This window comes from Gelidibacter sp., assembly GCF_053579655.1.
In genome coordinates this window covers 42,505-64,126 of the sequence record NZ_JBMDWE010000018.1, presented here as the reverse complement: position 1 = coordinate 64,126, position 21,622 = coordinate 42,505, and the positions used below count along the sequence as shown (strand labels likewise).

The window sequence follows — 21,622 nt, the reverse complement described above, 5'->3', positions numbered from 1 at the left end:
ATTTTAAGAAGATGAAAAAGTATATATATTTATTGATCACGGTATTGGTTTTAAGCGCGTGTTCAAATGAGCTTGATTCAAAAAGCCCAAGCGAATTAACAGTGCAAGGTTTTTGGAATAGCGAAGAAGGTGCAAAAGCCGCGCATACCGGGTTGTATGCCAACATTAGGGCATCAGCACAAAACTTGTGGTTATTAGGGGAAATGCGAAGTGATATATGGGGAGGGCGAACTTATGAGTCGCCTGCTAGTGAGAATCTGATCGAATCTAATATTACTATTGCTACGGCACCTTTTAATGGATGGGCAGACTTATATGTTAGAATATACAGGGTTAATGATTTTATTGTAAACCTACCAAATGTGCCATTCACTAAAGAGTCAGAGAAAGCACATTTATTGGGGCAAGCATACGGATTAAGAGCGTTTTATTATTATACCCTTCTAAAAACTTGGGGGGATGTACCAATTATTTTAGAGCCTTTAACGGATATAGATGCATCAAGTTTAAGTAAAGCGAGATCTCCACAAGCCGATGTCATGGCTCAAATAAAATCTGATATTGCAGCGTCTTTAAATGCATTTGGGTCGGATGGAAGTTATTGGTTGGGCACACGCGTATTTTGGTCTAAGGCAGCCACCTTAGCACTTAAAGGTGATGTGTATATCTGGTCTGGAAATTTACTGTCTGGCGGAAATGCTGATTTTATTGAAGCTAAGTCGGCTTTAGAGCAAATTTCCTCACTAGGAGTGAGCTTGGCACCAAGTGTTTCGAAATTATGGGGGGTGGAAAATGAAGGTAATGCTGAATTCATATTTGCGATTCAATATAAGCGAGATGAAGCTGAGAATTTCTATAGTAATTTAACAGGTAGAACGACTGAGATTCGTCCTCAATTTAATGATGACGGGGCTTCAATGAATTCTTTTATTATTGGCGGCGCAAACCGATATGGTCAGTCTGAAAAAACACTTTTGTTGTTGGATGATAACAACGACACAAGAAAAGATGCCGCATTTATCAGATTGTATACTGATAATAATGGTGGTGCCGGCTATCCTACATATAATGCGTCAAAATACTTCGGTTCAATATTTAATAAGTTTTTAGGAAGAGTTGATGGTACGGTCCGTATTTTTGAAAATGACGTCCCTGTGTACAGGTATGCAGATGTGATTTTATTATTGGCTGAAGCAAAAAATTTATTGGGTGAGGATCCATCAGCAGAAATCAATCAAATCCGTGCAAGGGCTTACGGAGCCAATTATGATTCGGCTACCATGGATTATGTCAACGGTTCGCAATTAGCAAATACCAATGCTATTTTAAATGAGCGTTACAAAGAGTTTATTGGTGAAGGCAAAAGATGGTGGGATTTAAGACGCGCTGGAAATAATTTTGTAATTGAAAATATCAGATTTTTAAACCCAGGTGATGAGTATAAGTTACTTTTGCCAATTACTCAGGATATGATTGGAAGAAACCCCTTGTTAGATCAAACTCCGGGTTACACAAATTAGTTAGTAATTTTATTTGAGTTAGTCAAAAAAGAGAGTTTTGTTTGAAAGCTCAACTCTCTTTTTTTAAAACTTAAAAATTGAAACGAGCTTTATAAGCAATATATGAAAATAAAAAATTTAATAGCGGCTACTTACGCTCCAATGCACCAGGACGGTTCATTAAACATTAGTGTTATTAAGGAATATGGTAGATTTTTAGTGAGAAACAAAGTCTCTGGGGTCTTTATGAATGGCTCCACTGGGGATTTTGTATCGTTATCCACAGAAGAAAGAAAGCAGATTACAACGGCTTGGTCTCAAAATAAATCCTCCGATTTATATTTGATTGACCATGTTGGCGATCCAAGTTTAAAAGTGGCTAAGGAATTGGCGACACATGCAGCAGATAAGGTAGATGCGATTGGAGTTTTGGCACCGTATTATTTTAAGTTAAACACGATAGATAAGTTAGTGCAATATTGTAAGGAAGTTGCCGCGTGTGCACCTAACTTGCCATTTTACTACTATCATATTCCTGTGTTGAGTGGCGCCAATTTGAATATGCTCGACTTTTTAAAAGTAGCGCCAAAGGAAATTCCGAATTTTGAAGGTATCAAGTTTACCAATAACAATTTGATTGATTTCTTGCACTGCAAGAATTTTGAAGGAGGGAAATACAATATCCTATTTGGGTTTGATGAGATTTTCATTTCAAGTTTACCACTTGGGGCCGATGGATGGGTAGGAAGTACTTACAATCATTTGGCGCCTGCATACTATAAAATAAAAACCCTTTTTGAAGAAGGTAAAATGACCGAAGCTGCGGCATTGCAAACAAAAGCCATCCGTTTTGTTGAAATTTTAGATGGTCATGGTGGTTTTAACGGTGTTGCTAAAGGCTTTATGAAAACCTTAGGCATCGATTGTGGCCCAAGTAGATTCCCACATACCACGCTTTCTGATGAAGCCTATGTCGAAATCAGAAAGGAATTGGAAGACATCGGATTATTGGAGCATTTGAGTAAATAATTTCTTTTTAATAACAATGAAAAAACCAAGCGAAGTATTAATTTTGCGCTTGGTTTTTTTGTTTTAAAAACAAGTTTTTCTGTTAATTAATTTAGATATATAGCTGTTTATCACGTGTTGGTCACGACGAGACGTTGAATTGTTTAAATTTATAAAATCTAAAAAAATAAGAATAATCATAGTTTTTAAATCTACCGCTTTCTCGCCCTTACGGATCAAGTCTTGATTCTTGATTCTAAAAGCGAAGCGGTCTTGATTCTATTTCCCAACCTTAACAAAATTCACACACACACATGATACTAGATAAAATAGAAAACGCAAACCTATATCGCGGCGTTCATCCAGGGATTGCTAAAGCTTTAGATTATATTACAAGCGCCGATTTCGCCAATTTGCCAATGGGTAAACATGAGATTGATGGCGAGGCTCTTTTTGTCATTTTAAAGGAAAATCCAACCAATCCCATTGCCGATCAGCTTTTGGAATCGCATCTAAAATACATTGACGTTCAATATGTAGTGCAAGGTATTGAGAAAATGGGAGTGACTATCAACGCTGGTCAAAAACCAAAAAAAGCCTATGACGACACTGATGATTATATGTTGTTTGAGGAACCTTATGACATCATCACAGTAAAAGCTGGGATGTTTGCGATCTTCTTTCCAGATGATATTCACATGCCCGATCTAACTACTGGCGAGCCGTCACTGGTTAAAAAAGCAGTTTTTAAGGTTAGAATTCAGTAGTTTTTAGAACTCTGTCAAAATGTGGCTCTAAATGTTGCGCCAATCCCTTTCTGAATTTCTCTTTATCATCTTCCTTTAAATAGTCTAAAAGTTGACGGTGTGAAACGAAGTTTTTAGCATACATATAGGTTTTGGCATCAGGTAATTTGTGGTCATGGACGTACTGAAAAACCGGTAAAAGGATGTTTTGAACTCTTTGTAAAGTCTTATTTCCTGACATGTCATAGAGTTTGCCATGAAATGCCACTTCATTTTTCAGACTGAAAACGTTAGACTCTGGAGCGTCTTTTTCCATCTTTTCAACAATTTTTTCCAGTTCGATCAAGTCTTCATCCGTCTTTCGTGCAAACACTAAATCGACCATTCCCATTTCTAAAATCAAACGCAATTCAAAAATATCCATTAAGGTCTCATCGCCCAACAAATTGGTCTCCATTACCTTTTCGAAGTTTTCGATAAAATCGGGCTGAGAAACCACCATGCCTTTATGCTTTTTAGAATCGATAATGCCAATCGTCCGAAGTCTGGTCAACGCTTCTCTAATCACCGTTCTGCTGACGCCAAGCGCTTCTGCAAACTCCATTTCTTTAGGGATGGTGTCGCCTACCTGAAGCCTATTGCTTTTGATATATTCAGTGATGCGAATTTCTACTTTATCGACTAAAGAGAGGTTGGTTAATGGCTTAAGGCTTATGCGGTTTTTCATGCTAATTTAGTTTACTGCAAATGTAATTTATAAATCTAATTTCGTTAAGTTTGTATTATGTAGTACATATTACGCAAAGTTAATTATATACGCACGTAAAAATGACAATAATTTTCTGAAATTCTATAAGATATGAAATATACTTCACTTTATAAAAAAGCACTGCTCGATGATATTATTCCATTTTGGGAAAATCATTCAATAGATTCAGAATCTGGTGGTTATTATACCTGTTTGGACACTAAAGGTAAGGTTTATGATACCGATAAGTTTATGTGGCTCCAAGGTAGGCAAGCGTGGACATTTTCAATGCTTTATAATACCTTTGAAAAACATGAGCCCTGGTTAAAAACGGCAAAACATGGTATCGATTTTATCATCAAACATGGCATGGATAAAGATGGAAATTTCTATTTCTCAACGACCAAAGAAGGGAAGCCATTAGTGCAGCCTTATAATATTTTTTCCGATTGTTTTGCCGCCATGGCATTTAGTCAATATGCTTTAGCATCTGGCGATAAAGAGATTAAGCAATTGGCGAAACAGACCTATCTCAATATCTTAAAAAAGAAAGACAATCCGAAAGGACATTACGAGAAATCGACTGGTGAACGCCCTTTAAAAAGTTTTTCCCTACCAATGATTTTGTCCAATTTGGTGTTGGAATTGGAGTCTGTTTTAGATGAAGATGAAGTTAATAAAACCATCGATTTCAGCATCAATGAAGTGATGAATGTCTTTTTGGATAAAGATTCTGGACTTATCTATGAATTTGTCCGTCCTGATGGCACTCATGAAGATAGTTTTAATGGCCGACTCCTAAATCCCGGGCACGGTATTGAAGCCATGTGGTTTATGATTGATATTGGCGTGAGACGCAATGATACCGAGCTTATCGAAAAAGCTACGGATACCATTTTACGCATTTTAGAGTACAGTTGGGATGAGAAATACGGCGGTATCTTTTATTTTATGGATGCGCTGGGTAAACCGCCACAACAATTGGAGTGGGATCAAAAACTATGGTGGGTGCATTTGGAAGCCTTAGTGGCATTATCCAAAGCCTACGAACAAACGGGTCGAAAAGAGCTGATGGTTTGGTATGAAAAAGTGCATGAGTACGCGTGGTCTCATTTTTCAGATCCTGAAAATGGCGAATGGTTTGGTTATTTAAACAGACAGGGCGAAGTATTGCTCGATTTAAAAGGCGGTAAATGGAAAGGCTGTTTCCACGTGCCAAGAGCCATGTACCAATGTTGGAAAACCTTTGATAAAATAGAAAATAAACCCATCGCATTATGATAAACTCCATCAGGCCTTATGTTTTGGCAGAGACCAATTGGAAAGCTGTCAAGAAAACCAACTTTACGGTTGCAGTCTTGCCTTGGGGCGCTACGGAAGCACATAATTACCATCTGCCATACGCTACCGATAATTTTCAGGCGGAATATGTGGCCATTGAGGCAGCAAAAAAAGCCTGGGATAAAAATGCTAAAGTTGTGGTATTGCCTACGATTCCGTTTGGGGTCAATACCGGTCAAATGGATATTTCACTCTGTATAAACATGAGTCCAAGTACGCAATACGCTGTCTTAAGAGATATTGTTCAAGTGTTGGACGGGCAAAATATTCGAAAATTAGTGATTGTCAATTCCCATGGTGGCAATAATTTTAAACAGATCATCAGAGAATTAACTCTTGAATTTCCAAAGGTTTTTGTGTGTGCTCTTAATTGGTGGCAAACCGCTAAAGAAACCGATTTTTTTGACGAACCTGGCGATCACGCTGGCGAATTGGAAACTTCAGCGATGCAGTACATTGCTCCGAATTTAGTATTGCCATTGGAAGAAGCAGGAGATGGAGCCGCCAAAACATTTAAAATCAAAGGCCTTAAAGAAGGTTGGGTCAGCTCACAGCGCCAATGGACACAAGTCACTGAAGATACTGGTGTTGGAAATCCTAAATTGGCCACCAAAGAAAAAGGAAAAGCCTTTTTAGAAGTGGTCACACAAAACGTCGCTGACTTTTTTGAAGAACTACATCATGCCGATGTGGATGATATGTATGAGTGAAATAAGAATTAAGACCGCTTCGCTATTAGAATCAAGAACAAAGAGGATAGAGCAAAGAAAATAGAATATAGAGAATATACTTTGAATTCGGTCAGACGATGTTCGATGTTCGGCCAATGATGTTCATGGCTTGAAATAAAAGCCAAAATAAATCAGTGAAAATCAGCACAATCAGCGTCATCTGTGTTCTATAATAAATCTGACGGATGATTGATTTTGAAATTAAAAATTGAGTTGAGCGATGATTTTTTCACTGAATACCTAAAAGAATAAATAATATAAATACAATAATGATGAATAAACTACTCACACTCCTAATCGCCGTATTCCTTTTTAATTGCGGTGTGAAAACCCAAACTAAAAGTACGACTGATGGTGCTCCAGTATTTCAGGATTTGTTCAATACGTCCATGACTGAGGGCGTGCAATGTTACCGAATTCCTGCCATTGTAACGGCGCCAAACGGCGATGTTATTGCTGCTATTGATGAGCGTGTGCCCAATTGCGGCGATTTAAAATACAGCAACGATATTAATATCATTGTAAGAAGAAGTTCAGACAATGGGAAAACCTGGTCAAATATCGAAACCGTAGTGAATTTTCCATACGGACAATCCGCCTCTGATCCATCGATGATCGTGGATGAGGTGACCAAGGAGATTTTCTTGTTTTACAATTTCATGAATTTAGAAACAGAAAAGGATATCTACTATCTACATGTCGTTAAAAGTGTCGATAATGGTAAAACATGGAGCCAACCAGAGGATATTACACCTTATATTGCTAAGCCCGAATGGAAAAATGACTTTAAATTCATTACCTCAGGAAGAGGTATTCAAACACGTTCAGGTAAATTATTGCATACCATGGTCAATCTCAACAGTGGCCTTCATTTATTTGGAAGTGATGACCACGGAAAAACATGGTATTTTATTGACACACCAATTCAGCCGGCTGACGAATCAAAAGTGATTGAGCTTACTGATGGCACTTTGATGATCAATGCCCGTGTGAATAGAGCAGGAATACGTTATGTACATCGCTCTACGGACGAAGGAAAAACATGGACGACTACACCAGCACCAGAATTAATCGACCCAGGATGCAATGCCAGTATCATTCGATACACGGATACTAAAGATGGTTATGATAAAAACAGGCTTCTTTTTTCGAATGCCAAATCTGAAAAAGGACGCGTTAATATGACTGTTCGCATTAGTTATGACGAAGGCGTAACATGGTCCGAAGGTAAAACGATTTACGAAGGTCCGTCAGCATATTCAGATATGACAATTCTTGATAATGGCGATATTGGATTGTTTTTTGAACAAGATGAGTACACCAAAAATCCGTTTGTATATTTTTCTTTGGACTGGTTGACCGACGGCAAAGACGTTTATAAGAAAGCGAGAAAATAAATTTTAATTTAAAGAGGGCCTAGGGAATTTTTCTGAAGGCTCTTTTTTTTGATTAAACTATTTAGGTTTTATTCCTTAACAATCAATTAATACTCTATTCTAAAGATGGAAAGAATATTTCTAATCCTAATTTCTACATTTATTTTTAGTTGCGGTGGAACAAAGCAAAAAACAGATTATTCGGACGATGCCTTGGTATTTCACGACTTGTTCAACACGGGCATGAATCATGACGTGGCCTGTTACCGAATTCCTGCTATTGTAACTGCACCTAATGGCGACCTTATTGCCGCAATTGATGAACGTGTGCCCGACTGTGGCGATTTAAGAACAAATCGCAACGCCAATATCATTGTGAGACGAAGTGCAAATAATGGTAAAACATGGTCTGCTATTGAAACGGTCGTAGATTTACCTGAGGGACAATCGGCGTCTGATCCGTCCATGATTGTGGATAGCGAAACCGACGCCATTTTCATGTTTTATAATTTCATGAATTTGGACACGGAAAAAGATATTTACTATCTGCATGTTGTGAAAAGTATTGATAATGGTAAAACTTGGAGCGAACCGGAAGATATTACAGCTCAAATCACAAAGCCGGAATGGCACAAGGATTTTAAATTCATTACTTCTGGAAGGGGCATTCAAACCCGTTCTGGTAAATTGTTGCACACGATGGCAAATCTGAACAGCGGACTTCATCTTTTCGGAAGTGAAGACCACGGGAAAACCTGGTTTTTTATGGACACTCCAATTCAACCCGCCGACGAATCAAAAGTGATAGAACTTGCCGATGGTACTTTGATGATCAATGCGCGTGTTAACGGTGCCGGAATGCGTTATGTGCACAGGTCAAATGACGACGGGAAAACTTGGACTACCAATCCAGCGCCAGAATTGAAAGATCCAAGTTGCAACGCTAGCATTCTTCGCTACACTTCTACTGCAGATGGTCATGACAAAAACAGACTTCTTTTTTCTAATGCTAATTCAGAGAAAGACCGTGTTAATTTGACCGTGCGTGTCAGTTATGACGAAGGAAAAACATGGACAGAAGGCAAAACCGTTTACGCTGGACCTTCGGCTTATTCGGATTTGACCATTCTTGAAAATGGCGATATCGGTGTGTTTTTTGAAAAAGATGACTACACGAAAAATTCATTTGTAAGCTTTTCTTTAGATTGGTTGACCGATGGAAAAGACGTTTATAAAAAATCTGGAAAGAAATAATTGATTCTTGATAAGACTAAAGGTCAGATTTTAGGTAAAATCATGTAATTTTAAAATTTGACTTAAGATGTAAATGACATAGGACGTATGACCTTCGTATTATGTAAAAATGGCATTCATTCCAACACTTTTTAGCCCTTCGTCCTGTGTCAATTAGATTTTTAAGCGACTGTTAATAGTATGAAAATATTGAATTTGCGCAATGATCATTTTAAAATGCTGAAAGCGTTTCTGTACATTTTTTTATTCCTTGGCTTGGGAGAGTTAATCGTTTACTTTATTGATTTCCCCGTGCCTGGGAATATTTTGGGCATGATTTTGATTTTCGTAGCACTGAAATTGAAGTTAATCAAACTCGAAACCGTAAAACCTGCCTCAGATAAACTAATTCAATATTTGATGTTGTTTTTTGTTCCCTTCGGCGTTGGACTTCTAGCGTATTTTGATTTTATAAAAGCACATTGGATTGTTCTGACTGTTGCTGCAGGATTAAGCACTTTAATAACGCTTTATGTGACCGCAATCGTGCAACAAAAACTGGAGAAGCATGACTGAGTTCTTTAAACTTCCAATTTTTGGGATCGGCATTACGTTGATTGCTTTTTTTAGTGCGCTCGCTCTAAGGAAAAAGATAAAATTTGTGCTATTCAATCCTGTTTTAATAGCCAGTGCACTCATTATTCTGTTCTTGGTGGTGTTTGATGTCAGTTTCACAGATTATAACAAAGGCGGTAAGTATTGGAGTTTTTTCTTGGGACCTGCAATCGTAGCACTTGGCGTTTTGTTTTTTGAGAAATATCAATTGATAAAACACAATATCTATCCTTTTTTATTAGCCGTTGGTTGTGGTGGCATTGTCAGTATTTTGTCCGTTTCCTTCATTGCGGTTTTTATGAATGCGCCCGATGTGCTGATTAGGTCTATGATTCCAATATCTGTCACGACCCCGATTGCTATTGAAATAACAAAAATCACTCATGGCATTCCCTCCATAACGGCAGGCGTTGTAATTGCGGTGGGAATTTTTGGAAATGCCTTTGGTCCTGCTTTTTTAGAAGCGCTCGGCATCAAAAGCAAAACGGCTATGGGCACCGCTTTGGGAACTGCAGCCCACGGCATCGGGACGGCACGCGCTATAGAAGAAGGACATTTGCCTGGTGCTTATAGCGGATTGGCCATGTGTGTCAACGGTATCCTGACCACCCTGATTGCACCTTATGTGGTCATTTGGATCGTGGGATATGTAGAGGGCAATCAATTTATAATTTAAAGAATTTTAATATGAAGTCAACTTCAAAAAACAGCAAAAGTATTCTTAGTGCCTTGATATTGCTTTTGTCCTATGCAATGGTTTCCCAAACCGTAAAAGTCGCCTGTGTTGGTGATAGCGTCACTTTCGGCGCTGGGATTGTAGATAGAGAAGAAAATTCGTATCCTCAGCAACTTCAAAACCTATTAGGATCAAATTATGAAGTTGGAAATTTTGGCTATTCTGGGGCAACCATGCTCAAAAACGGACATAAACCCTATTGGAACACGCCTGAATTTGAAAACTCTAAAAAATTCGCACCAAATATTGTCATCATTCATTTGGGTTTAAATGATCAAGGCAATAACAACTGGCCAAATCATAAAGACGAATTTGAACAGGATTATTTAGATATGATTGCGGTGTATAAGAATCTGCCGTCCAAACCCAATGTGATCATTTGCAAAATGACGCCTACTTTTTCTGGTCATCATTGGTTTGAGGAAGGCATGCGTGAAAGTTTTAAGGAAATTCAATCCAAAATAGAAGTCATCGCTCAAAAAGCACAGGTAGAAGTCATTGATTTACATGAGCCTTTGTACCGTTTTCCTGAATATTTTCCTGATAATTTGCATCCAACCAAAGAAGGTGCTAAAATTATTGCGGATAAAGTGTATAGTGCCATCACTGGAAATTACGGTGGTTTGAAACTGTCCATCCTTTATGGTGAAAACATGGTGCTGCAACGGAATGAGGCCATTCGTTTTAATGGAACGGCCAATTATAATGATGTGGTTACCGTTCAATTTAACAAGAAGACCCAAAAGGTAAAAGCTGATTTTAATGGAAATTGGAAAGTTGAGTTTCCACCCATGCCAGCTGGCGGTCCGTATCCATTGAAATTTGCAACGGCTACGAAGTCCATTGCAATAAACAAGGTCTATATTGGTGAGGTTTGGTTGGCTTCGGGGCAGTCCAATATGGGGTGGAAAGTACGTGATATGGAAAGTGCGACGACCGTTTTAAAAGATTCTATGAATCCGAATGTGTTTTTGTTTTCTATGACTGGGAAAACCTTATCGGGCGAAAAATTTACGGATGAGGAACTTCAAAATTCTAATGCCAATGCTTATTTCGAAAATTCAGGATGGTCGCTGGCAACGACAAGTAATCTTGGCGATTTTTCCGCAATAGCTTATGCTTTCGCTTATAATCTTCAGAAAAAATTAAACGTGCCAGTTGGTATTATTAATAATGCGATTGGGGGTTCGCCTATCCAAAGTTGGATCAGCCGGGAATCCATGGAGCGAACCCATGAAACGGTGGATTTGTTGAATGATACCCGCTTAAATCCGATGGTGGATACTTGGGTTCGGGAACGAATTGAACTGAATATGGAAGATTTGGCTAAATCTAAAATAAAAGCCAGACATCCGTATCAGCCGACTATTTTGTTTGATGCAGGAATTTTGCCGCTTACCAATTACACTATCAAAGGTGTCATCTGGTATCAAGGCGAATCCAATGCCGAACAGGTTCAACTGCATTCCAACTTATTTAAGATGTTGGTAAACGATTGGCGAACTCATTTCAATAATGCAGCACTTCCATTTTATTATGTGCAATTGAGCAGTATTGATAGATATAATTGGGGGCTGTTTAGGGATTCACAACGCCGATTGTTGGAACTGCCGAATACAGGGATGGCGGTGTCTTATGATGTGGGCGACCAAACCGATGTGCATCCCCGAAAAAAATGGGTGGTGGGCAAACGACTTTCAAATATCGCACTTCATAAGGATTATAATCTAGATATTGCTTTTTCTGGACCGCTCTTAGATTTTGTCAACGTCAATGACAATACCATAGAAGTCCATTTTAAGCATGGCGAAGGTTTGAAAACTACAGATAATGAAGCTGTAAAGGATGTGTTTATTGCTGGCTCTGATAAAAATTTTGTTCCTGCAAAATCTAAAATCGTCAATAATACGTTGGTCGTTTGGTCTCCGGAAATTGAAAATCCGAGATATATAAAGTATGGGTATACGTCTTATTCCGATGGGAATTTAATTAATGAATCCGGTTTGCCTGCGTCTACTTTTTCTAATAATAATGAATAATATAAAATTTAAAGTCATGAGAAGAAAAATCCTTTTTTTAATGTTTACACTTGTTTTTGTTGGCCATGGTTTTGCCCAAAAATTTGAAGGTTTGGCAATGACGCCTCCGATGGGATGGAATAGTTGGAACAGTTTTCAATGTGATGGAGTTAACGAAACCGTCATTAAAGAGATGGCCGATGCCATGGCTGAAAAAGGGTTTAAAGAGGTGGGTTATGAATATATCGTGATTGACGATTGCTGGCAAATAGGTCGTGATGACAATGGATATATAGTAGTGGATAAAGAGAAGTTTCCTTCCGGGATAAGAAATTTAGTGGAGTATGTCCATTCCAAAGGTTTGAAATTTGGGATCTATTCCGATGCAGGAACAAAAACATGCGCAGGTCGCCCAGGAAGTAAAGGTTTTGAAATGAAAGATGCTGAGGTTTATGCGGAATGGGGTGTCGATTATTTAAAATACGACTGGTGTTTTACTGAAGGGCAAGATGCAAAACAATCTTACGCGCTTATGAGAGATGCCTTGCATAAAGCGGGACGACCTATTGTATTTAGTATGTGTGAATGGGGCGAAAACAAACCTTGGGAATGGGCTGAAGATGTCGCGCACCTTTGGCGAACGACTCTGGATATTGATATGCAAGGCCGATACGATGGCGATATTTGGGGAAATCATCTGGGATGGTCAGACATCGTTGACCTGCAAGTTGGTTTAGAAAAATATGCCGGTCCTGGGCATTGGAACGATCCCGATATGCTTGCCGTTGGAAATAATAATATGCCCGGAAATGAAGCAAGAGCACACTTTAGTTTGTGGTGCATGTTGGCAGCTCCTTTAATGGCGGGCAACGATTTAAGATCGATGAGCGCTAGCGATCATAAAATCCTGACCAATAAAGCATTGATTGCAGTGAATCAAGATGTTTTGGGTAAGCAAGGATTTAAGATTGAAGACTTTGGTAATTTTGAAATTTGGCAAAAACCATTGTCTAACGGCGATATGGCTATCTGTTTTTTCAACCGAGACACGACGAATAAAACCTATGAGGTGGATTGGTCAAAAATTAAAATCAAGGATTTTTCTGGCGACTATAAAATAACGAATCTTTGGGAAAATGAGATCGTTGGGGCTACCAATAGGAAAGTAACCATTGAAATTCCTTCACGGGATGTTGTTGTTTTTAGATTGTCTAAATAGAAGGCTTGTAGGTCATTAAATAACCTCTAGCCTTAACTGGAGAATAGAAAATAAAATGTAAATGGGTTTAACCAAACTAGATTTAAATATTCAAACGGACGCTCATTATTGGTTAATGAAAAGCTTTTGCATTTAAAGGCGATCTCATCACTTATATTTTAGATGATAATTACCCTGAAACGTCCTTTCCATATTCAGGGCCTTGGCTCATTGATGCTCAAAAAAAGTCGGGGCGGTAGGGTTTACCGAGCTTATAAAATAGGCAGCAACATCACTTTATTAGCTGGAAGCCGTAATGCTGAGTTAATAATAAGTTAACCACAATTTAATGTGTTTTCCTTCCAAATGTCCTCAATTAGTGCCTACTATAAGGTTATATGTCGACCAACTCCTCTCTACAAATGTCGTTTGTCGAAAATATTTAGTATTGTTTGGTTTTTTGGTTTTTTTTATAGGATCAAATAAAACTTAAATAATATTATGACAAAAAAAGTACTTAAATTACTGTTTGTGTTTGGGATTCTATGCACTTATGGTATGCAGGCTCAAACCACAGTAAAGGGAGTTGTTGTAGATGCTGCAAACAGCTTAGGGCTTCCTGGAGTTAGTGTGTTGGTAAAAGGAACTAGCAAAGGAGTCACTACAGATTTTGATGGTAATTACAGTATTGATGTTTCAAGTACTGAGAGTACCCTTCAATTCTCCTATGTTGGTTTTACTACTCAAGAAATTGCTGTCAACGGGAAATCCGTGATCAACGTTTCGCTTGTAGAGGATGTGAGTCAGTTGGATGAAGTGGTTGTAACCGCCCTTGGTATTAAGAGAGAACGTAAATCTTTAGGATATGCGGTTCAGGAAGTTAAAGGTGAATCCTTAACTGAGGCCAGAGAAACCAACGTTGCTAACGCATTATCCGGTAAAATTGCGGGTATTCAGGTTATTAAAGGAAGTAATGGTCCTGCGAGTTCTTCAAAAATTGTGCTTAGGGGAAATAGCTCACTTGTGGGTGACAACCAGCCATTGATTGTGGTGGATGGAATTCCTATGGATAACTTTACAGGAGCTGATAATACAGATTTCTTCAATCCATCGCAAGATATGGGTAATGGTATGGGCGATTTAAACCCTGACGATATCGAAAGTATGACGGTTTTAAAAGGCGCTTCTGCAGCAGCACTATATGGCTCACGTGCAGGTAACGGTGTTATTTTGATTACTACTAAAACAGGTAAAGTAAGGAAAGGTTTAGGAATTACTTTTTCTGCAACTACAGGATTTGAAAGATTGTTTATCAAGCCAGAAACTCAAACAGCTTTTGGTCAAGGCAGTGAAGGAATTTTTGATCCAAAATCTAAATTAAGCTGGGGTCCAAAAATTGAAGGTCAAACAGTAACCAACTGGAATAATCAACCAGAAACCTTAAGAGCTTATGATAATCTTGACAACTTCTATAACGGTGGATTTAACCAAAACTATAGCTTATCATTTCAACAGCAAGTAACAGATGGTACTTCATTGTACACGTCTGCGAATTACTTAAATGATGACAGTAATATCCCTGGAACAACTTTAGAAAGATTAAACTTAACCACTAGAGCGGTTACGAAATTTGGTGAGTCTAAAAAATGGACTTCAGATATGAAAGTGCAGTATATCAATACTAAAGCTGGTAACAGACCTTTAAACGGTGCTAACAACAGTAATGCTTTTGGTACAATAGCTAGATTGCCAGTTTCCATGGACGTTACTCAGTTTAGAGATGCGACTGATCAATTTGGCAAAATGAGATGGTTTGTTTCTGAAAACGCTGAAAATCCTTATTGGTCTGCAAAAAACAGATTAAGTGCTGATGCTAGAGATCGTTTCTTGTTGAACGGATCTATAAAATATGATATTACCGATTGGTTGAGTTCTGAAGTAAAAGCAGGTGCTGATATTTATACGACTACAACTGAATCTAAGTTATATGCTGGTAGCCCAGGAAATAATACAGGTAGATATGCTTTTGGAAAAGACGCTTTTATTGAGAAAAACTTCAGTTTCTTATTAATGGCTGCTCAAGACGATATCGTTGGGAAATTTGGCGGTTCTGCAACTCTTGGTGGAAATATCATGGGCAGAAGCTCTAACCATATTAGTGGAAGTTCAGGAGACCTTGTGGTACCTAACTTATTCTCATTAAATAACGGTGTTAATAAACCAAGCATCAACCAAGGTTCATCTCAAAGAAAAACAAATTCTATTTATGGAACTTTCCAAGTTAACTATGACGGTTTCTTATTCGTTGATTTTACAGGACGTAACGACTGGTCTTCTACGCTAAGCGAAGAGAATAGATCATTCTTCTATCCATCTATTAGTACATCATTTGTATTTACAGATATGATTAGAAAAGCAGGTTCTGAATTGCCAGAGTGGTTAACTTTTGGTAAAATTAGAGCATCTTATGCAACTGTAGGTAATGACCTTGAGCCATATAAGCTTTACAATAGCTATTGGATTGGTAATGATGAAAATGGCAATACTACTGCAGGAACAAACAATGTATTGTTTAATCCTAACTTAAAGAGTGAGTTGATTAAATCGAAAGAAATTGGTTTTGAAGCCCGTTTTTTCAATAACCGTTTAGGACTGGATGCTGCTTGGTACAAATCTAATGCTACCAACCAACTGATCGCTTTGCCACTGGACCCATTAAGTGGTTATAACTTTAAGATGGTTAACGCTGGTGATGTTCAAAACCAAGGTGTTGAGGTGTCTCTTAACGGAAAAATCCTTCATAATCCTGATGGTTTGAGCTGGGATTCAAGCATTAACTATTCTACAAACAAAAACACGATAGAAAGTTTAGCTGAGGATGTGACTCAGTTCCGTTTGGGAGGTTTTGATAATTTAGCTGTCCTTGCTATTGAAGGTGGTGGCTATGGTGAAATTTGGGGTACAAAATTTGCAAGAGTAGAAGATAAAACCAGTGCTGATTATGGAAAAATTATTTTAGATGCTACGGGATTGCCTACAGCAGCCAATAACGGCGAAAAGTTTAAATTAGGAAATCAACAGCCAAAAGCTATGGTTGGTTTTTCAAATAACTTTACTTACAAAAACGTTTCTTTCGGATTCTTGATTGATGCACGTTTTGGTGGTGAGATCTTTTCAGGTACAAACCATGCACTTCAACAATCTGGTAATGCTGCGGCAACTGTAGTTAACGGTGAGAGAGCTAATATTGTTGTTGATGGTGTTGTGAGTAACGGTAGCGGTGGATACACAGCTAATACTTTTGGCGCTTCTCCACAAAGATATTGGGAAGCTATTGCTTTAAGATCTGGAAACTTAGGTATTAATGAGGCTAACATTTATGATGCTACTAACGTGAGATTAAGAAACGTAAACCTTAACTATACAATTCCAACAGCTTGGTTAGGGAATTCAGGACTACAAAATGTGAAGTTAGGACTTTCTGCAAACAACGTATGGATGATGAAAAGCAACTTAAACGGTGTTGATCCCGAGTCTGTTTTTGCAACGTCAACTAACGCAACAGGTTTCGAATACCTTTCACCTCCTACAACAAGTAGCGTATTCTTAAACGTATCTTTAAGCTTCTAAAATTAACGTATCATTTAAGTTACAAAAATTATAATATATAAGTTATGAGAAATATAATTAAAAAAACAGGCTTAGTCGGTGGTGTGCTATTAGCATTTCTATCCTGCTCTGAGTTTGAAGAAATAAACATAGACCCGGTCGCTGCAAGTGGCGACCAGGTTCAAATAGAGTATTTTATTAACGGTTCCATTGGTGGGGCGCAAATGGATCCACATATCGCCGAGCGTGTATTTGTTTTGTATTGGGATCGTGTAGGTGGTATGACCAGAAGTGGTGGATTAACTACAGGAAGTGCTAACGATGACTGGTCAAGTGACTATTACAACGGTTATGTGTCTAAATGGTTAAGAAACATTAATGCTGGTATCGACGTGGCAGACCAACAAATTGCCGCTGGTAAAGCTAAAGAGCACACTCCAAATCTTAAACAAGTGGCAAGAATTTGGCGTGCTTACCTAATGAGTGAAATGTCTGACAATTTTGGTCCGATTCCAGTGGATGGGTTCCAAGGTGTGAACCCAGAATACAGTGATGTAAAAACAGTGTATTATTATATGCTTCAAGAATTGAAAGAAGCTACCAATGCTTTGGATCTTGAGGTTTCTAATCCAGATAATGCCCTCAAAAAACTGGATCCTGCATATGCTTATGATTATTCAAAATGGAAAAAATACGGAAACTCTTTAAGAATGCGTTTAGCGATGCGTTTGTCAGAAGTTGATCCATCTAAAGCTAAGGAAGAGTTTGAAAGCGCTGTTGCTGGTGGATTCATCAAAGTAGCAGAAGAGAACTTTGCGGTTAAAGAAGTTCCTGGATATAGCGACTACACAGGTGTTATGACCAGAGAATGGAATATGTTTGAATTGTCTGCTTCCCTTAACAACTTAATGATTGGTTTAGGTGGTGTTCCTTCTGCAGATGTGTTACCTGCTAACTTACATCAGTACATTAAACCAGCAAATTATATGGGTCTTAAGTATGATCAAAATTTTTCAACTAAGACGAATGATCCATCTGCAGGTTTCTTCTTTGACGGCTTACACAACTCAATGGATCCTAGAGCCTATGATTTATTTAAAATCCCAGGCAACTTTGCTGACCCTGAGTTTAACAGCTACCCATCTTGGGGTGATGATGCTATCATCACAAAAAGAAATTTACTGATTGGTGAAAATAACACGCCCAAAGAAATTGACGCAGCTTTCACATGGAATGCTTATGCTGGTGGTGATTGGGGTAAGGTTGGTGCTAAAAACAAAGTTTATGGATGGCCTGGTACTATGCCACGTATGGCTAACAAGTACAGAAACAGCTCTAAAAGCCGAATATTCTTTGCTTCATGGGAATCTTACTTCTTAATTGCTGAAGCAGCGGTTAAAGGTTGGACAGTACCAATGACAGGTAAAGATGCTTATGAGCAAGGTATTGCTGATAGTTTTGCATACAATGGTGTGTCAAGCGAGTTAAGTGCATATTTGACTTCTGAAGACTACAATAGAGTAGGTACTTCAGTAAGTTGGGCACATACTGCTGAACCTGCACCAACAGTATCTATGACTTACAAAGATGGTTATACTGGAACGGTAGGTACAACAACTTTCAAATATCCTGTTAACAATGTTTACAAAAACGGAACTGTGAAAAATGACCTTTTGACAAAAATTATCACTCAAAAGTTTATTGCGCAAACACCGTGGTTACCATTGGAAACTTGGAATGATCACAGAAGATTAGGATTGCCATTTTTCGAAAACCCGGTAATTGAAAATCCACTGACTAATTTGCCTGCATTAACTGAAGGTAATTTCATGACCAACAGTCCAAAAGTTTACGCACAAAGATTAAAATACCCTTCTAATTTCCCGAGCAACATCCCAGGTGGATATGCGCAAGCGGTTGAGAAATTAGGTGGACCTGATACAGTGTTTACACCGTTATGGTGGGCACAACAGAATTAAGAGAATTAGATTTTTCATTTTTTTTGTTTAGTCAAAAGGGAGAACTTTTATTAGTTTTCCCTTTTTTTTTAGTGAAACCCAAAACCCAAAAGCGAAAAGTATTGGGTTTTGTTGGTTGAATTAATCCCGCTTTTGGGCGGGATCTCAATGTTTAAACTATCAAATCCAAAATTCCAAAACCCAAAAGTGAAGCGCTTTGGTTTGCTGATTATAGTTTGGGCTAATTGGGCTAAAGCCCTTTGTTCCTCTGCACTTCCGTATCCCGAGCTAAAGCTCAAGTGTATTGGGGATTAGTCAGCGCTATCTGCGGGAAACAATTAGAGTAATAAGGTTGTCTCAGCATAAAAACTAGGCGCGCAAAATTGCTCTCGATTGAACTTTGAATAGCTCGCAGCTTCAGCTGGGTGAATCTTATTTTGAAAATGGAAGTTTAAGCGAGCAGGAAGAGTGTCATCTTCCAAAATGAGCGTCATTTATTGGATGCTTAATAGCTAAGGAATTCACGAACTCCAGCTAATAATTAATGTTAAGAAGATTTAGTCGTCAGAAAAGCCAAATCGAGTCTCTGTTCTTTCCTCTTTCTTCTAAACGCGAAGTTGTGGTGAGCTTGTCGAAGTATCTCAATTCTTAATACTTCGTACTTAATACCAAGTATTTCTACATCGAAGAGTTCAAAATTTTCTCCTTTACTTCTTCAATATATGATCTCCCAATAACATAGCGCATGCCATCAATTTCAATGCTGTTGCCTTCAACGGCATCAATCTTACTGATGGAAATCGTGTAGGAGCGATGAATTCTAATAAAATCGGAGGGAGGCAATAATTCGGTAAAGTCTGATAGCGTGCTATGGATCATAAATCGGCCATTGGTGGTATTGATTTTCAAATAATCTTTCAGACTTTCCACCACTAGTATTTCATCCAAAAAAACCTTTTTCATTTTTTTCTTGTCAATCTTAAGGAAAAGAAACGGACGTGCATTTATGGGGTCTGAGGTAGGTTGTTTAATGTTCAATCGTCTGTAAAGTTTGTTTAAAGCATTCATGAACCTCGGGAACTCAAACGGTTTAACCAAATAATCCAGCACATCCAAATTGTAGGTTTCAATGGCATATTCCGTATAAGCGCTGGTAATGATAATTAAAGGTGGTTCTTTTAAGCTTTTTATAAAATTAAGTCCGTCCAAAACAGGCATGTTAATGTCCAAGAAAATCACATCAACTTTATGATTTTTTAAAAAATTCAATCCATCGATAGCATTATTGAAGGTCTTGACCACTTCAATGTCTTCAATTTGCTGTAAATAACTTTTAATTACATTAGCTGCCAGTGGCTCATCATCAATAATTAAACATCTTATTTTCATAGGTAGAAGGTTATTGTTTTAAAATAGGCATATGTAATTCGCATATCGTCATTGGTTTTTGTGACTAGTTTTTGGATCATGCTCCTTTCATGCTTTTTATTTTAAGAATAATGGATTTTTTTGATAAAACCTAATCGTGAATTTTAAACCACTTTAATTTTAAGGTTTACCGTGAATTTTTCTGAGTCGCTGGTAATGGTTAGTTTATAATCGTTTTGATTATAGCCTAAATTTAATCTTTTTTTGACGTTTTCTAAGCCGATTCCGCTGGAATGGTTGACTTCGTTCTTGAATTCTGTAACCGCAGGCAAAGGATTTTTAATTGTAAAGTACAGAAAATCTCCTTCAACTGTGAAATCGATATCAATTTTAACAATACCAATATTTTTGTTGACGCCATGTTTGAAGGCATTTTCAACAAAGGTCAGCAACAGGATGGGCGCTATGTTTTTTTCTTGGATGTCTCCAGAAATGGACATATTGATTTTAAGCAAGCCATCATGTCGTATTTTCTCTAAATCCAAGTAATTCTGAATGCACAGAATCTCATTCTCCAGGGATTGGCGCTCGTACTTTGTTTCATAGAGCAAATAGCGCATCAATTCTGAAAGTCTGAGGATGACTTTCGGAGTTTTATTTGATTTTTCAAGCGCTAATGAGTGAATGTTATTCAGTGTATTGAAGAAAAAGTGCGGCGATATCTGGGTTTTCAAAAACAATAACTCCGTTTCCAATTGGTTTCTTTCGAGATCGGCAACGCGTTTCTGTTCCTTCAAGAAATCTAAAGTCACTTTAATGGCCGTCACAAAAGTGATCACATAAAGTTCTCCAATCATCATGTCGACGGTATAGTTAAGGGTCAAGGCATTTATGGTTTCTGGACCCTCTGGCCAAACATCGTTGCTGATTAAAAAATAAGTGAGGTTGAATTTTGCAAGCACCATTAAAAAAATGGCGGATAAAATCAAAATACCATAAGACACATATTTCTTTTTGAACAAAAATTTCGGCATCAAGAAATAGATGTTGAAATAGCATAAAGCAATATGAATCGGAAATCCTAAAAAGTTTGTTTTTAAGGAATACAGGTAGTCATTAAAGTAAATTCCCCAACGAAAAGTGTTGAATAAAAAATAGACACACCAGAAAATGATGTGATGCCAAAATGATATTCTATAAAGCCTACCGGACTTAAAGTTCATGAAAGATTTTTTTTTTGTGATGTTCAGGAGAGTTAACGTGTCGTCCGTCTAAATTTATTTCAAATGCGGTTAAAATTATGAAAATTTATGCTGTGAACTCATCTTGCTTTTTGTTTTTAATAGAATAATGAGATCCTTCACAACTCGAAATTGCAAGCCAAGTTTTTTTTAAAAAATCAAGGTGTGTGAATTAAACGGGTTGTGTTGTGATTTTG

Annotated in this window: 16 protein-coding genes; 13 read left to right on the top strand and 3 right to left on the bottom strand. The window is 37.9% G+C overall.

Annotated elements, in window-relative coordinates; all coding sequences use genetic code 11:
* Positions 1-11: 11 nt before the first annotated feature.
* The 3 genes from ACOH2D_RS10600 to ACOH2D_RS10590 all read left to right on the top strand — a co-directional run bounded on the left by ACOH2D_RS10600 (position 12) and on the right by ACOH2D_RS10590 (position 3,274).
* The gene (locus tag ACOH2D_RS10600) at positions 12-1,520 is read left to right on the top strand and encodes a RagB/SusD family nutrient uptake outer membrane protein (RefSeq protein WP_449535200.1); all 1,509 of its coding nucleotides are present in this window, start codon (positions 12-14) and stop codon (positions 1,518-1,520) included.
* A 102-nt stretch (positions 1,521-1,622) separates the two neighbouring features.
* Positions 1,623-2,528, top strand: a complete 906-nt coding sequence (locus ACOH2D_RS10595; RefSeq protein WP_449535199.1) for a dihydrodipicolinate synthase family protein — start codon at positions 1,623-1,625, stop codon at positions 2,526-2,528.
* Positions 2,529-2,821: 293 nt separating this feature from the next.
* Positions 2,822-3,274: a NanQ anomerase/TabA/YiaL family protein gene (locus ACOH2D_RS10590; protein ID WP_449535198.1), complete on the top strand. Its 453-nt coding sequence runs from the start codon at positions 2,822-2,824 to the stop codon at positions 3,272-3,274.
* Here ACOH2D_RS10590 and ACOH2D_RS10585 read toward each other — a convergent pair.
* On the bottom strand, positions 3,261-3,980 hold the full coding sequence (locus tag ACOH2D_RS10585; RefSeq protein ID WP_348036471.1) for a FadR/GntR family transcriptional regulator: 720 nt from the start codon (positions 3,978-3,980) through the stop codon (positions 3,261-3,263). The two genes, ACOH2D_RS10590 and ACOH2D_RS10585, sit on opposite strands and share 14 nt — an antisense overlap.
* A 132-nt stretch (positions 3,981-4,112) precedes the next feature.
* On the opposite strand from ACOH2D_RS10585, the gene ACOH2D_RS10580 reads away from it, so the two are divergent.
* The 10 genes from ACOH2D_RS10580 to ACOH2D_RS10535 all read left to right on the top strand — a co-directional run bounded on the left by ACOH2D_RS10580 (position 4,113) and on the right by ACOH2D_RS10535 (position 18,837).
* Positions 4,113-5,282: a n-acyl-d-glucosamine 2-epimerase gene (locus ACOH2D_RS10580; protein WP_449535197.1), complete on the top strand. Its 1,170-nt coding sequence runs from the start codon at positions 4,113-4,115 to the stop codon at positions 5,280-5,282.
* Positions 5,279-6,052, top strand: a complete 774-nt coding sequence (locus tag ACOH2D_RS10575; RefSeq protein ID WP_449535196.1) for a creatininase family protein — start codon at positions 5,279-5,281, stop codon at positions 6,050-6,052. Before ACOH2D_RS10580 ends, ACOH2D_RS10575 begins: the two co-directional genes overlap by 4 nt.
* Before the next feature lie 293 nt (positions 6,053-6,345).
* On the top strand, positions 6,346-7,470 hold the full coding sequence (locus ACOH2D_RS10570) for a sialidase family protein (protein ID WP_449535195.1): 1,125 nt from the start codon (positions 6,346-6,348) through the stop codon (positions 7,468-7,470).
* 105 nt (positions 7,471-7,575) lie between these two features.
* Positions 7,576-8,703, top strand: coding sequence for a sialidase family protein (locus ACOH2D_RS10565; RefSeq protein WP_449535194.1), 1,128 nt, complete (start codon positions 7,576-7,578; stop codon positions 8,701-8,703).
* Between the two features lie 180 nt (positions 8,704-8,883).
* The gene (locus ACOH2D_RS10560) at positions 8,884-9,258 is read left to right on the top strand and encodes a CidA/LrgA family protein (protein ID WP_348036540.1); all 375 of its coding nucleotides are present in this window, start codon (positions 8,884-8,886) and stop codon (positions 9,256-9,258) included.
* Positions 9,251-9,973: an LrgB family protein gene (locus ACOH2D_RS10555; protein WP_348036541.1), complete on the top strand. Its 723-nt coding sequence runs from the start codon at positions 9,251-9,253 to the stop codon at positions 9,971-9,973. Before ACOH2D_RS10560 ends, ACOH2D_RS10555 begins: the two co-directional genes overlap by 8 nt.
* A gap of 11 nt (positions 9,974-9,984) precedes the next feature.
* Positions 9,985-12,072 carry a GDSL-type esterase/lipase family protein gene (locus ACOH2D_RS10550; RefSeq protein ID WP_449535193.1) on the top strand — a complete coding sequence of 696 codons (2,088 nt, stop codon included), beginning with the start codon at positions 9,985-9,987 and terminating at the stop codon, positions 12,070-12,072.
* Between the two features lie 16 nt (positions 12,073-12,088).
* On the top strand, positions 12,089-13,270 hold the full coding sequence (locus ACOH2D_RS10545; protein ID WP_449535192.1) for a glycoside hydrolase family 27 protein: 1,182 nt from the start codon (positions 12,089-12,091) through the stop codon (positions 13,268-13,270).
* A 480-nt stretch (positions 13,271-13,750) separates the two neighbouring features.
* Positions 13,751-16,879, top strand: a complete 3,129-nt coding sequence (locus ACOH2D_RS10540) for a SusC/RagA family TonB-linked outer membrane protein (RefSeq protein ID WP_449535191.1) — start codon at positions 13,751-13,753, stop codon at positions 16,877-16,879.
* 44 nt (positions 16,880-16,923) lie between these two features.
* Entirely contained in the window at positions 16,924-18,837 is a 1,914-nt protein-coding gene (locus tag ACOH2D_RS10535) for a SusD/RagB family nutrient-binding outer membrane lipoprotein (RefSeq protein WP_449535190.1), read from the top strand.
* A 657-nt stretch (positions 18,838-19,494) separates the two neighbouring features.
* Here ACOH2D_RS10535 and ACOH2D_RS10530 read toward each other — a convergent pair.
* Together ACOH2D_RS10530 and ACOH2D_RS10525 are read right to left on the bottom strand one after the other, a co-directional pair.
* Positions 19,495-20,205 (bottom strand): LytR/AlgR family response regulator transcription factor, encoded by a 711-nt coding sequence (locus ACOH2D_RS10530; protein WP_348037184.1) that lies wholly within the window; start codon positions 20,203-20,205, stop codon positions 19,495-19,497.
* Positions 20,206-20,348: 143 nt separating this feature from the next.
* Positions 20,349-21,407, bottom strand: a complete 1,059-nt coding sequence (locus tag ACOH2D_RS10525; RefSeq protein WP_348037182.1) for a sensor histidine kinase — start codon at positions 21,405-21,407, stop codon at positions 20,349-20,351.
* Positions 21,408-21,622 lie beyond the last annotated feature (215 nt).